The organism is Micromonospora sp. NPDC005203 (genome assembly GCF_042872705.1).
Lineage (GTDB): Bacteria > Actinomycetota > Actinomycetes > Mycobacteriales > Micromonosporaceae > Micromonospora.
On sequence record NZ_JBIAKV010000002.1, the window covers coordinates 176,310 to 188,644 of the forward strand.

The window sequence follows — 12,335 nt, forward strand, 5'->3', positions numbered from 1 at the left end:
GGTGGGTGCTGTCGTGGTTACTGTGATGTGTCACGATGCGGCCCTTCCAACCCGTTTCCCGCTTGCGGCGTGCTGTCCGGTTTTGCCGTCCCCGTCGGCACGCTGGGTCACTCGGCGGACGCGCGGGCCGCATGGTGCAGCGCCGAACGGACGTCCGTGACCTCGGTCACCCGCATCTGCTGGGGGCCGGCGCCGGTGCTGGTCGGGCCGCATCCGGGCGGCACGAGGGCCACCTTGAACCCCAGCCGGGCCGCCTCGGCCAGCCGGCGGGGCACCGCCCCGACCCGGCGCACCTCGCCGGTCAGACCCACCTCGCCGATCGCCACCAGGTGCGGTGCGATGGCCAGGTTGAGCCCGCCGGAGGCGACCGCCAACGCGACCGCGAGGTCCGCGGCCGGCTCCACCACCCGGATGCCGCCGACCGTGGCGGCGAAGACCTCCCGGTCGTGCAGGGTCAGCCGCTCGGTGCGCCGCTGGAGCACCGCGAGCACCATCGCCAGTCGCGCCGAGTCGAGGCCGGAGACGGTACGCCGGGGAGAGCCGGCCACCGTCGCGCCGATCAGCGCCTGCACCTCGGTGACCAGGGCGCGCCGCCCCTCCATGGCCACCGTGACGCAGGTGCCCGGGACCGGCTCCGCGTATCGGGTCAGGAACAGCCCGGACGGGTCCGCCAGGCTGCTGATGCCGCCCTCGTGCATCTCGAAGCAGCCGACCTCGTCGGCCGCGCCGAACCGGTTCTTCACACCGCGCACCAGGCGCAGCGAGGAGTGCTTGTCGCCCTCAAAGTGCAACACCACGTCGACCAGGTGCTCCAGCACCCGAGGCCCGGCCACCTGGCCGTCCTTGGTGACGTGCCCGACCAGCACGGTGGCGATGCCCCGCTCCTTGGCGACCGAGACCAGCGCGGCGGTGACCGCGCGCACCTGGGTGACCCCACCGGGCACCCCCTCGGTGCCGGTGGTCGAGATGGTCTGCACCGAGTCGAGCACCAGCAGGCCCGGCTTGACCGCGTCGAGGTGGCCGAGCACCGACCCCAGGTCGCTCTCCGCCGCGAGGTAGAGCTGGTCGTGCAGGGTGCCCATCCGTTCGGCACGCAGGCGCACCTGACTGACCGACTCTTCCCCGCTGACGACAAGCGAAGGGCTGCCGGCACCGGCTGCCCACTGCTGGGCCACGTCCAGCAGCAGTGTCGACTTACCGACGCCGGGCTCGCCGGCGAGCAGCACCACGGCGCCGGGCACCAGACCGCCGCCGAGCACCCGGTCGAGCTCGCTCACCCCGGTGGGCACGGCACGGGCCGGGGCGGCGCTGATGGTGGCGATCGGCCGGGCCGGCTCGGCCGGCATCCGGGAGCTGACCACCCGACCGGCCACGGTCGGGCCGGTCGTCGTGCTCTCGACCACCGCGCCCCACTCGCCGCACTCCGGGCAGCGCCCCACCCACTTGGGCGGCTGGTGCCCACAGGCGTCGCACTCGTACGCCGGGCGCGGCTCGCGGGCGGCGGACCGCCCACGCGCGGCACCGGCCGTGCCGCTACGCGAAGGAGTCGATCGGGAGGTGGTCACATCAGGACGCTAGCCCTCTCGTACGACGAAAACACCCCGGCGTGGTGGTCACCACGCCGGGGCGTCCGTCGATACGGAGGTCGTGTCACTCGTGGGTCGTGCCGCCCTCGTTGCCCTCGTAGCCGCCCTCACGCTCGATGAGCGGCGAGGGAGGCGCCGCAGGGGTGAGCGGCACCGCGATCGGCGCCTGGCCGGTCACCGTGTTGCCGTTGCCGAAGTCGAAGGTCACCGACACGTTCTGGCCGGAGCGCAGCGATTCGGTCAGGCCGATCAGCCGGAGCTGCGAGGTGGCCTCGGAGTTGAGTTGGATGTAGCTGAGCGGAGCCAGCTCGATCCGGGCCAACTGGCCGGGGGCGGCCGGACTGGCCGAGCCCGACGCCCGCGCCGACTCCGGAGCGGACGGCGTGGCCGAGGACGAGCCGGTCTCGGACGGGGTCGCCGACGGGCTGGCCGAGCGGGACGTGGAGGTCGACGGGCTCTGCGAGCCGGACGGAGTCGCGCTGCCCGACGGAGTCGCGCTGGCCGAGGCGGACGCGCTGGCCGAGGCGGACGCGCTGGCCGAGGCGGACGCGCTGGCCGAGCCGCCGCCGATGCGCACCTCGCGGGCGCTCTCGGCGGTGACGGTGACGGTGACCGTCTGCTTCGAGTCGTTGTAGATCACGGCGCTCAGCGGAGCGTCCTGGCCGGCCCGGTAGCCCTCGGTGCCCGGGTACTCCACCAGCAGACCACGCACGGAGAAGGATCCGTTGTTGGTGGTGAGGTTGACGCCCTGGATCGACGGCTCCTTCAACGCGGTCTCGGCGATCTGACCGGCGCCGCATCCAGACGCCAGCAGGCCGGTTGCCGCAATCCCGGACAGCAACAGGGCCGCCCGCCGGGAACCCCTGATCGAGCGCGTCACGTCGGTCCTCCTCGTCACAATCCCCACCCGGGCCGCACGCCCGGGCACGGTGGCCATACCCGCGCAGACCGCGCTCCAGGGTAGTTGGGGCTGATCGAGGCCCGCACGCGGACCCGGCAATGCCACCTGGCCGGGTGGCGCTCACACCACCCGACCGCTCGCCACCAGCAGGACCACGTCGATCAGGGCCACCAGCATGACCGCGCGGAAGGCCGCCACCGGCCGCCGGCCGGCCCGGACCGCCGAGCGTCCCGCGTACCAGCTCAGTGCCGGCACCACGGCGGCCGTGCCGACCGCGGCCAGCCCGATGGCCGACGGCGGCCCGGGTGGTCCGAGGACCAGGGTCGCGGTCGCCGCGAGGAGCAGACCGGCCGCCGCCGCCCGACTCCCGGCGGACCCCAGCCGATGCGGCAGGCCGCGCACCCCGGTCCGGGCATCGTCGGCCAGGTCGGGCAACACGTTGGCGAAGTGCGCGCCGGCCCCCAGGCAGGCCGCCGCGACCAGCAGCCAGGCGGGTGGGGTCGGCTGACCGGGCAGCGCGAGCACCACGAAGGCGGGCAGCGCGCTGAAGGAGACGGCGTACGGCACCACCGAGAAGGCGGTGGCCTTCAGCGGCCAGTCGTAGAGCAGCGCCGAGACGAGGGCCACGGTCAACCAGAACGCCGCCGTCGGGTTCGTGGTCAGCGCCAGCAGCGGACAGGCCACCGCGGCCGCCGCCGCAGCCCAGGCCGTGGTGCGCCGGCCGACCGCGCCGGCGGCGACAGGTTTGTCGGTACGCCCCACCGTGGCGTCCCGCTCGGCGTCCAGCGCATCGTTGGTCCAGCCCACGGCGAGCTGGCTGGCCAGCACGGCGAGCACCACAGAGACGATTCCGGACGGTCGGTGACCCACTCCCCAGGCCAGTAGGCCGGAAACCGCGGTGACCGCTGCGGCCGGTTCCGGATGGCTCGCTCTGACCAGCCCTAACACCCTTGACGACATAAGGGAAGTCTGGTCGTTACCGAGCAGTCGTGCCACGCTCGTGCCATGCGAGACGTGGCTGCGTCCGCGGCGTCCACCGGCCCCCGGGTGCTGCCGCGAAACGACCCGCGCCAGTACGACGACCTGGCCGCCGAGTGGTGGCGGCCGGATGGCGCGTTCGCGATGCTGCACTGGCTGGCCGCGGCCCGCGCGGCGCTGGTGCCACCGGCGACCCGTCCCGACGAGCTGCTGGTGGACCTGGGTTGCGGTGCCGGTCTGCTCGCGCCACACCTGGCCGGCAAGGGCTACCGCCACGTCGGTGTGGATCTGACCCGCTCGGCGTTACTTCAGGCGGCCGAGCACGGAGTACGCGTCGTCCAGGGTGATGCGACGGCGGTCCCGCTCCCGGACGGCTGCGCCGACGTGGTCTCCGCGGGCGAGTTGCTGGAGCATGTGCCGGCCTGGCCGCGGGTGGTTGCCGAGGCGTGTCGCCTGCTGCGTCCTGGTGGCCTGTTGGTCCTGGACACCCTGAACGACACGGCCCTGGCCCGGCTCGTCGCGGTACGGATCGCCGAGCGGTTGCCGACGGTGCCGCGCGGAATCCACGATCCACGGTTGTTCGTGGACGCCCGGGCCCTGGTGGCCGAGTGCGCCCGGCACGGCGTGGACCTGCGGGTGCGCGGCATCCGTCCGCAGGTCGGGGGCATGTTTGCCTGGTTGCTGCGCCGGGCCCGCGCGACCGGTGCGACGTCCACCGTCCGCGCGCCGCGCATCGTGCCGACCCGGTCCACCGCCGTGCTCTACCAGGGCCGGGGGGTCCGCAAAGGATAGTCCGGCCGTGGTGGGGTATGGGACGCCGAGGAGGAGACGATATGACGGTGCAGGCGTTTGAGGCGGCCCGCCGGTTGGCGCCGCGGTTCGCCGCGCGCGCGGCGGAGCACGACCGGGACGGTTCCTTCCCGACCGAGGACTTCCGCGACCTGCGGGAGGCTGGCCTTTTCGGGTTGATGGTGCCCCGGGCGCTGGGAGGCATGGGGGCCAGCTTCGCCGAGTACGCCGCGGTGGCCACTGAGCTTGCCCGAGGCAACGGCGCGACGGCCCTGGTGTTCAACATGCACGCCTCGGTGACCGGTGCCCTGGGCGCGGTCACCGAGGAGTTGGCCGAGGCGTTGGGCGTGCCGGACGAGGCGTTGGAAGCTCGGGATCGCCTGCTCACCGCCGCCGCCCAGGGCTCCTGGTACGCGGTCGCGATGAGCGAGCGCGGTGCCGGTGCCCGGCTGTCCCAGCTCACCATGGCGTACGAGGAGACCGACGAGGGTTGGCATCTCAAGGGCAGCAAGACGTTCTGTTCCGGCGCCGGTCACGCCGACGGTTACCTGGTGGCGGCACGCAGCGCGGCCGACCAGTCGGTGGTCTCGCAGTTCCTGGTGCCGGCCGGCGACGGGTTGACCGTGGAGCCGACCTGGGATTCGCTCGGCATGCGCGCCACCTCCTCGCACGACCTGCACCTGGATGTCACGGTGCCCACGGACCGACTGCTCGGCGGCGTGGAGGGGCTGGCGCTCGTGGTCGCCCAGTTGATGCCGCACTGGCTGGTGGCCAGTTACGCGGCCGTCTACGTGGGGGTGGCCCGGGCGGCGATCGACGCGGCGGCCGAGCACCTGAACGCCCGCAACCTGGCCGGCCTGCCGGCGGTGCGGGCCCGGCTGGGGCGGGCGGACGCCACGACCGCCGCCGCGCAGCTGGTGGTCGCCGAGGCGGCCCGTCGGGTGGACGACGCGCCGGGCGACGAGGAGACCAACCGCTGGGTGTGGCGGGCGAAGCTGCTCGCCGGCACCACGGCCGCGGAGGTGGCGGCGTCGGTGTTGGAGGCCGCGGGCACCTCGGCGACCCGACGTGGTCACCCGTTGGAGCGACTCTACCGCGACGCCCGCTGCGGCTCACTGCACCCGGCCACGTCGGACGTCTGCGCCGACTGGCTGGGCATCGCCGCTCTGGGCGGCGACCCGGACCGCGACGGATCGGCACCGCGTTGGTGAGGCGGATCCGCGGGTTCGGCACGGAAGGAGGGCCAGCCAAGGCTGCTGGTGGGACGGCCAGGGGGAGGACAGCATCTGACGAGAGGTGGGGATCGTGTCCGTACCAGTGATCGCGGGGCTCGGGACTGCACAGCCGCCGTCCGCTTCGCAGGACGAGTTGTGGGAGGGCTTCTTCTCCCGGCACTTCACCGGCACCACCCGGTCGTTGGCCCAGCGGATCTTCGCGAACTCCGGGGTGACCCGGCGTCAGGCCGCGGTCAATCCGCTGTTGGAGGACGTATCGGACTGGCCGACCGAGCGTCGGATGCGCCGCTACCAGGTGGAGGCGCTGCCGCTGGGCAAGGAGGCGGTGGGTCGCGCGTTGACCGCCGCCGGGCTGGACGCCGGCGACATCGGGATGTTCATCGTCTGCTCCTGCACGGGCTACGCCACCCCCGGGCTGGACATCCTGCTCGCCCGGGACCTCGGCATGGCGGCGGACACCCAGCGGATGTTCATCGGCCACATGGGCTGTTACGCGGCGCTGCCCGGCCTCGGCGCGGCGAGCGACTTCGTCACCGCGCGGGGGCGGCCGGCGCTGTTGCTCTGCGCGGAGCTGACCAGCCTGCACATCCAGCCGTCCAGTGCCAGGGTGGACACCCAGCAGATCGTCTCGCACGCGCTCTTCTCGGACGCCGCGGTCGCCGCCGTGGTCGTGCCGGGTGGTCCGGGGTACGCGTTACGCGAGGTCACCTCGGTCACCGACACCTCGACCGCCGATCACATGACCTGGGACGTCACCGATGCCGGCTTCCGGATGGGGTTGTCGCCAAAGGTGCCGCAGGTGCTGTCGAGGCACGTACGCGGGTTGGTAGACGACCTGTTGGCCCGGCACGGCGTCACCACTTCCGAGGTGGATGGTTGGGCCGTGCACCCGGGTGGGCCGCGGATCCTCAACGTGGTGGAACGGGAGTTGGCCCTCCCTCCGGAGGGGCTGGCGGCGTCTTGGGCGACGCTCGACGAGCACGGCAACTGCTCGTCGCCGACCGTGTTGCTGATCCTGGACCGGTTGGGCCGTTCTACGCCGGCGGCTCGACGCATCGTCATGCTCGCGTTCGGCCCCGGCCTCACCCTGTACGCCGCCCTGCTCGATCGACAGGAGTAAGAATCTGCCGCTGGCGGCGTTACGCTCGACGAATGGATGCGACGGCTGAGGGGCGGCTGCGCTCGACGGTGCTGTTCGGTGCGACGGTGGCCGTCCTGGTCGCCGGTGGCTGGTGGTGGCGCTCTGCCGCGCCCTCCCCGTTGGCCGGGCCGGCTGGTGCGGCGACGGCACCTGCCGTGGGGCCGAGCGTCAGCACGCCGTTGGATCTCCCCCTGGTCCGGGGTGGTGGGCTGACCGCGCGGGTTGACGGAGAGACGGGGGCGGTCGTCCGGGCGGTGGATATCCCGCGGGCGGTGCTCGACCCGGCCAGCGGTGAGATCATCGACATCGAGGGTGATCCGAGCTGGCTCTTCTTCCAGGGTGAGCTGCCCTCGTTCCGCGAGACGATCTGGCAGGAGCGGGCGGTGCTCGTGCCGAGACAGCGCATCGTCCGGCAGGCGGGCGGCGGCGACTCCCGCTACCTGCTGCAGTACCGGTGCACCAGGCCGGGCACCCTGTCGGTGACGGTCTTCGAGGCCGAGTCGGCCGGGCCGTCCGAGATCGACTGCGATGGCGTGATCACCAGCGCCGAGGTGCTCTCGGGCGGCAGGCCGTTCCGGGTGACGCTGTCGACCGGCGGGGTGCACGAGATCGATATCGAGGCGCAACTCGTCGGCCTGCCCCGCTAGGCCCGGTGTCGACGCACCTGGCCCGGCGGGGTCATCGGCCTTCGTGGCGTCAGCCGGCAAGGGCGCTCAGGTCGTTGCGGTAGGAGTCGACAGTCCCCAGTTCCGACAGCACCCGGGTCACCGTGCCGGTGCGGTCGACCAGCAGTGCGGTCAGAGTGCCGGGGTGGACCGGTTGGCCCAGGAACGACCGCAGTCCGCCAGCGGGGTCGGCAAGTGCCCGGACGTCCGTGCTCGCCGATGGCGAGGTCGCGACCCTCCGCCCTCCGGCCACGGTGATCACCGCAATTCCCGGGGGCGCCGCGGCCGCGGCCTCGTCGATCCGCTCGGGGCAGGGGCAGCCGTCCACCAGGATGATCATGGCGGGCAGCAGGCCGCGCAGCGGCACCGGCGCCTGGGCGGCGTCGACCAGGTCCAGCGCGGGCAGTGCCCGGCCGGCGACGGTTGCGGGAGGCGCGTACGGGGCCGGGGTCGGTCGGTCGGTGCCCCGGCTGGCGCGGGGCCAGGCGACGGCGAGCAGGCCGGCCATCGTGGTGAGTAGCGCGACCACCAGCACCAGCAGTGGCAGGGCCAGTTGGCCGGGGCGGTCGCCGGCAGCACGGCGCAGTTCGCGACGAAGCTTGGCGGCCTCGTCGGCGAGCGCCGAGGCGTCGTCCGGGACCACGATGCGCCCCCACTCGGGCGGTAGGCCGGGCAGGCCGTCGGCTGGCCCGTGACCCTCGGCATCCGGCTTGCCCATCGGACCTCCTGGGAGGGGCTCGAGAGCGGTGTGCGGCTCGGCCTCCAGGGTCGCGCACCAGGGGCACCTCCCGCTACACCTGGGCGCATTCCCGCCAGCCGCGATACCATGGGAGGAGCGCATAGCCCTTGATCTCGACGTTCTGTTCACCCGTGCCGGGCAGTCATCCGCACGTTACGGAGCGTGTTCGAACCATTGGTTTGACCGCCTGTCAAGCTGAAGCAAGACCTCTCACAGGGCCCCTGAGCTGCGCCAATGGTCAGGACATCGGTGAGACATCGGTGCCTGATCGTGTTACCCTAGACACAGCGAAAGGGGTTTCGAACCTATGGTTTTCAGTGTCGGCGAGACCGTTGTTTACCCCCACCACGGGGCCGCACTCATCGAGGCAATCGAGACTCGGATCATCAAGGGCGAGCCTAAGAAATACCTCGTCCTGAGGGTTGCGCAGGGTGACCTGACGGTCCGGGTGCCGGCCGAGAACGCCGAGATCGTGGGCGTCCGCGAGGTGGTCGGCGAAGAGGGCCTCGGTAAGGTCTTCGACGTTCTGCGGGCTCCGCACACCGAGGAGCCGACCAACTGGTCGCGGCGTTACAAGGCCAACCTGGAAAAGCTGGCCTCCGGCAATCCGCTGAAGGTCGCCGAGGTCGTTCGCGACCTGTGGCGCCGGGAGCGGGAGCGGGGCCTCTCTGCGGGCGAGAAGCGGATGCTGGCCAAGGCCCGCGACATTCTCGTTGGTGAGGTCGCGCTGGCTGAGAAGAGCACCAAGGATGAGGCGGAGACGCTGCTCGACAAGGTCCTCACCGAGGCCTAGTCCGCAGAGCATCGTCGTCCTACCAAGTAGCAAAGAAACCACCGAGGACCGCGACGTGACCGCGCAGCTCAACCCGCGCGGTGACGTTGCGGTCCTCGTTCCTGCGGCGGGTGCCGGCGTACGGCTCGGCCCCGGCCGACCCAAGGCGCTGCGCCTGCTCGCCGGTGAGCCGCTGTTGGTGCATGCCGTGCGGCGACTGGCCGCCGCGCCGTCGGTGCACACGATCGTGGTGGCCGCGCCGGTCACCGACGTGCAGGCCGTCCGCGAGCTGTTGGCCCCGGTGGCAACGGTGATCGTGGTGGCCGGCGGTGCGGAACGACAGGCGTCGGTGGCCGCCGCGCTGGCCGCGGTGCCCACCGGCCCGACGATCGTGCTGGTGCACGACGCCGCCCGCGCGCTCACCCCACCCGAACTCGTCGAATCCGTCGCGGCGGCGGTTCGTGACGGGCGGGACGCGGTGATCCCGGTGCTGCCGGTCGTCGACACGATCAAACAGGTGGATGCCGACGAGGTGGTGCTCGGCACCGTCGACCGTTCCGCCCTGCGCGCGGTGCAGACCCCGCAGGGTTTCCGCCGGGCCGTGCTCAGCGCCGCGCACGCCGCGGCCGGAGATCCCCTCACCGACGACGCCGGGCTGGTCGAGAAGCAGGGCGTCGTGGTGAGCTGCGTGCCGGGCTCGGAGTACGCCCTGAAAATCACCAGGCCGTTCGATCTGGCGCTGGCCGAGCACCTGCTTGCCGCCTCCGGTTGACGCGTACTCTCGGATCATGATCGTTCCCCGGGTCGCCATCGGCACCGACGTGCACGCGTTCGAGCCCGGCCGGCCCTGCTGGGTCGCGGGCCTGCTCTGGCCCGACCAGGACGGCCTCGCCGGGCACTCGGACGCCGATGTGGTCGCGCACGCCGCCTGCAACGCGCTGCTCTCCGCCGCCGGCCTCGGTGACCTCGGCTCCGCCTTCGGAGTGGGCCGGCCGGAGTGGGCCGGCGCGTCCGGGGTGGCGCTGCTGACCGAGACGGCCCGCCGGGTACGCGCCAGCGGCCTGGAGATCGGCAACGTGTCGGTGCAGGTGATCGGCAACCGACCCAAGATCGGCCGGCGTCGGGCAGAGGCCCAGGAGGTGCTGTCCGCTGCCGTCGGCGCCCCGGTCACCCTCTCCGCCGCGACCACCGACGGCCTTGGCTTCACCGGCCGTGAGGAAGGGCTGGCCGGCGTCGCGGTGGCCCTGGTGTACGACGCGCCGGCCGCTTAAGCTCGCCGCGATGTCCAGCGACCCAGCCCCCGACCAGTCCGCCGCCGACGGCTACCTCCAGCGGGCCCAACTTCTCGCCGAGCTCGGGCGCCACGACGAGGCGGCCGGGGAGCTGGCCTACGGGTTGGCCCTGCAACCGGATGACGTGGACGCCCTCACCACGCTGGCTCGGGTGCACCTGGCCGCCGGTCGCCCGACCGAGGCGCTCACCGCCGCCGACACGGCCGTGGCCGCCGCACCGGAGGCCCTACCGTCGTTGGTCGCCAGGGGCATGGCGCTGGCCGACCTGGAGCGCTACGGCGAGTCGGCGGCCACCGCCGACCGGATCCTCGCCCTCGGTCCGGCCGACGCGTACGCCCAGCGGAGCGCGGCGGCGCTCCTGGCCGACGCCCGCAACGGCCAGCCGGCGCTGAACGCGGCCTGGCGTGGTGTCGAACTGGCTCCGGAGGAGCCGCAGGCGCACCTGGTGCTCAGCCTGGTTGCCGCCCGGCTGAACCTGTTCGACCTGGCCGAGCGGGCCTACCGGGAGGCGTTGCGGCTCGACCCGCGCGTCGCCGAGGCTGGGCACGACGTCGGGGTCCTGAGGTTGGAGCAGCGCCGCTGGTCGGAGGCGTTGGCGCACGTCGCCGAGACCGTCGCCATCAGCCCGAGTCGCATCGACTCGCCACGGACGCTCGCGCACGGCCTGCACCGCCTGGTGCTCTACGGCGCGGGTTGGTCGCTGGTGGCGGCAGTGCTGGTGGCCTTCGCGGCGTCGGCGAGCGACGGGTTGTCCCGCGTCCTGGCGGTGCTCGCCGCGCTCAGCGGGGGGATCGTGGTCTGGCAGCTCGCGGCCCGGTTGCCGGGGCTGACCCGGACCGTCCTGCCGGCCCTGCTGCACTCGGACCGGGCGATCGCGCTGGCCGTCTACGCCGTGGCGGCCGCGCCGCTGCTGCTGCTGGTGTACGCCGTGGTCGGTTCCCCGTGGCCCCTGGTGCTGGCCATCGCCGTCACGGCGGTAGCCGAGTTCGCGATCTTCACCAGAACCGCGCTCCGCTAGCCGCGACGCGCCCAGGTCCAGGCGTACCCCTCGTCCTCGCAGCCGCTGGCGGCGTCGCAGAGATCGAGGGGGCGGAAGGTGTCGACCATGACGGCCAGCTCGTCGAAGTAGTCGGCGCCGATGGACCGCTCGGCGGCACCGGGCTGGGGGCCGTGGGTGAAGCCGGACGGGTGCAGGGAGATCGAGCCCTGCTCGATGCCGGAGCCGCGGCGGGCCTCGTAGTTGCCGCCGGTGTAGAAGAGCATCTCGTCGGAGTCGACGTTGTGGTGGTTGTACGGCACCGGGATCGACTGCGGGTGGTAGTCGACCTTGCGGGGCACGAACGAGCAGATGACGAAGTTGGGACCCTGGAAGGTCTGGTGCACCGGCGGGGGCTGGTGGATGCGCCCGGTGATCGGCTCGAAGTCGTGGATGGAGAACGCCCACGGGTAGAGGTGCCCATCCCAGCCGACCACGTCGAACGGGTGGTTCGCGTAGACGTAGCGGGTCCAACCACGGCGGTGGCGGACCAGCACCTCGACCTCCTCGCCGTCGACGAGCAGCGGGGCCTCGGGGCCGCGGACGTCGCGCTCGCAGTACGGCGAGTGCTCCAGGAACTGACCGCGGACGGAGAGGTAGCGCTTGGGCGGGCCGATGTGCCCGGACGCCTCGACGGCGAGCAGCCGGACGGGCTGGTCGCCGGTGGGCACCAGCCGGTGGATGGTCGAGGTGGGGATGACGACGTAGTCGCCCGCGACCGCGTCCAGCACTCCGAACGGGGACTCGACCCGCAGGGTGCCCGACTCGACGTAGAGGCAGTGGTCGCCGGTGGCGTCGCGGAACAGCGGCGAGGGTCGGTCGGCGAGCACGTAGGAGATCCGGACGTCGTCGTTGGCGAGCAGGTACTGCCGGCCGAGGACGGGGTCGGCGCCGCCGGTGTCCAGTTTGTGGGTGCGCAGGTGGCGGGGCTTGAGCGGCAGGTTCGGTGCCCGGGTGAACGCGGGCGGGGTGAACTCGTCGGCGGCCACGATCGCGGTGGGCGCGTGCCGGTGGTAGAGCAGGGACGAGTCGGAGGAGAAGCCTTCCTGGCCCATCAGCTCCTCGGCGTAGAGGCTGCCGTCGGGCTGCCGGAACTGGGTGTGGCGCTTGCGCGGCACCTCGCCGACGCTGCGGTAATACGGCATTTCGCCTCCCGAGATGTCCCGTCCACCGGCCAGGTGTGTCCGATAATCGGACGTTG

The 12,335-nt window shown here is 72.6% G+C and carries 13 protein-coding genes; 8 read left to right on the forward strand and 5 right to left on the reverse strand.

Annotated features, from left to right (window positions below):
* Positions 1 to 107 precede the first annotated feature (107 nt).
* From radA to ACFYPM_RS06015, 3 genes are all read right to left on the reverse strand, one after another.
* Complete coding sequence (radA, locus tag ACFYPM_RS06005) at positions 108 to 1,565, reverse strand: DNA repair protein RadA (RefSeq protein WP_357252779.1); 1,458 nt, start codon at positions 1,563 to 1,565, stop codon at positions 108 to 110.
* Between the two features lie 85 nt (positions 1,566 to 1,650).
* Positions 1,651 to 2,466, reverse strand: a complete 816-nt coding sequence (locus ACFYPM_RS06010; RefSeq protein WP_387191739.1) for a hypothetical protein — start codon at positions 2,464 to 2,466, stop codon at positions 1,651 to 1,653.
* 141 nt (positions 2,467 to 2,607) lie between these two features.
* Entirely contained in the window at positions 2,608 to 3,447 is an 840-nt protein-coding gene (locus ACFYPM_RS06015; RefSeq protein WP_387191741.1) for a UbiA family prenyltransferase, read from the reverse strand.
* Positions 3,448 to 3,492: 45 nt separating this feature from the next.
* Between ACFYPM_RS06015 and ACFYPM_RS06020 the strand changes: the two genes are divergently transcribed.
* The 4 genes from ACFYPM_RS06020 (at position 3,493) to ACFYPM_RS06035 (ending at position 7,277) form a co-directional block, all read left to right on the forward strand.
* Positions 3,493 to 4,257 (forward strand): methyltransferase domain-containing protein, encoded by a 765-nt coding sequence (locus tag ACFYPM_RS06020; RefSeq protein WP_387191743.1) that lies wholly within the window; start codon positions 3,493 to 3,495, stop codon positions 4,255 to 4,257.
* A 41-nt stretch (positions 4,258 to 4,298) separates the two neighbouring features.
* On the forward strand, positions 4,299 to 5,465 hold the full coding sequence (locus tag ACFYPM_RS06025) for an acyl-CoA dehydrogenase family protein (protein WP_387191745.1): 1,167 nt from the start codon (positions 4,299 to 4,301) through the stop codon (positions 5,463 to 5,465).
* Between the two features lie 94 nt (positions 5,466 to 5,559).
* Positions 5,560 to 6,609, forward strand: a complete 1,050-nt coding sequence (locus ACFYPM_RS06030) for a type III polyketide synthase (protein ID WP_387191747.1) — start codon at positions 5,560 to 5,562, stop codon at positions 6,607 to 6,609.
* Between the two features lie 32 nt (positions 6,610 to 6,641).
* On the forward strand, positions 6,642 to 7,277 hold the full coding sequence (locus ACFYPM_RS06035) for a hypothetical protein (protein WP_387191749.1): 636 nt from the start codon (positions 6,642 to 6,644) through the stop codon (positions 7,275 to 7,277).
* Positions 7,278 to 7,326: 49 nt separating this feature from the next.
* On the opposite strand, the gene ACFYPM_RS06040 is transcribed toward ACFYPM_RS06035, so the two are convergent.
* A complete protein-coding gene (locus ACFYPM_RS06040; RefSeq protein ID WP_387191751.1) occupies positions 7,327 to 8,013 on the reverse strand; it encodes a hypothetical protein in 687 nt (228 codons plus the stop codon).
* Between the two features lie 328 nt (positions 8,014 to 8,341).
* Here ACFYPM_RS06040 and ACFYPM_RS06045 point away from each other — a divergent pair, with 328 nt between their 5' ends.
* Genes ACFYPM_RS06045 through ACFYPM_RS06060 form a run of 4 tightly spaced genes read left to right on the forward strand, consistent with a single transcriptional unit; the run spans position 8,342 to position 11,116 of the window.
* Complete coding sequence (locus tag ACFYPM_RS06045) at positions 8,342 to 8,827, forward strand: CarD family transcriptional regulator (protein WP_088950500.1); 486 nt, start codon at positions 8,342 to 8,344, stop codon at positions 8,825 to 8,827.
* 55 nt (positions 8,828 to 8,882) lie between these two features.
* Positions 8,883 to 9,578, forward strand: coding sequence for a 2-C-methyl-D-erythritol 4-phosphate cytidylyltransferase (gene ispD, locus ACFYPM_RS06050; RefSeq protein ID WP_387191753.1), 696 nt, complete (start codon positions 8,883 to 8,885; stop codon positions 9,576 to 9,578).
* Positions 9,579 to 9,591: 13 nt separating this feature from the next.
* Positions 9,592 to 10,077: a 2-C-methyl-D-erythritol 2,4-cyclodiphosphate synthase gene (gene ispF, locus ACFYPM_RS06055; protein ID WP_387193354.1), complete on the forward strand. Its 486-nt coding sequence runs from the start codon at positions 9,592 to 9,594 to the stop codon at positions 10,075 to 10,077.
* Between the two features lie 10 nt (positions 10,078 to 10,087).
* Complete coding sequence (locus tag ACFYPM_RS06060) at positions 10,088 to 11,116, forward strand: tetratricopeptide repeat protein (protein WP_387191755.1); 1,029 nt, start codon at positions 10,088 to 10,090, stop codon at positions 11,114 to 11,116.
* On the opposite strand, the gene ACFYPM_RS06065 is transcribed toward ACFYPM_RS06060, so the two are convergent.
* Positions 11,113 to 12,279, reverse strand: a complete 1,167-nt coding sequence (locus tag ACFYPM_RS06065) for a homogentisate 1,2-dioxygenase (protein ID WP_387191757.1) — start codon at positions 12,277 to 12,279, stop codon at positions 11,113 to 11,115. The two genes, ACFYPM_RS06060 and ACFYPM_RS06065, sit on opposite strands and share 4 nt — an antisense overlap.
* Positions 12,280 to 12,335: the final 56 nt, after the last annotated feature.

Excerpts from the sequence above, each read along its gene's own strand:
- ACFYPM_RS06020 (WP_387191743.1), top strand. The coding sequence starts at position 3,493 with ATGCGAGACGTGGCTGCGTCCGCGGCGTCCACCGGCCCCCGGGTGCTG.
- ACFYPM_RS06060 (WP_387191755.1), top strand. The coding sequence starts at position 10,088 with ATGTCCAGCGACCCAGCCCCCGACCAGTCCGCCGCCGACGGCTACCTC.
- ACFYPM_RS06040 (WP_387191751.1), bottom strand. The coding sequence starts at position 8,013 with ATGGGCAAGCCGGATGCCGAGGGTCACGGGCCAGCCGACGGCCTGCCC.
- ACFYPM_RS06065 (WP_387191757.1), bottom strand. The coding sequence starts at position 12,279 with ATGCCGTATTACCGCAGCGTCGGCGAGGTGCCGCGCAAGCGCCACACC.
- ACFYPM_RS06015 (WP_387191741.1), bottom strand. The coding sequence starts at position 3,447 with ATGTCGTCAAGGGTGTTAGGGCTGGTCAGAGCGAGCCATCCGGAACCG.
- ACFYPM_RS06045 (WP_088950500.1), top strand. The coding sequence starts at position 8,342 with ATGGTTTTCAGTGTCGGCGAGACCGTTGTTTACCCCCACCACGGGGCC.
- ACFYPM_RS06035 (WP_387191749.1), top strand. The coding sequence starts at position 6,642 with ATGGATGCGACGGCTGAGGGGCGGCTGCGCTCGACGGTGCTGTTCGGT.
- ACFYPM_RS06025 (WP_387191745.1), top strand. The coding sequence starts at position 4,299 with ATGACGGTGCAGGCGTTTGAGGCGGCCCGCCGGTTGGCGCCGCGGTTC.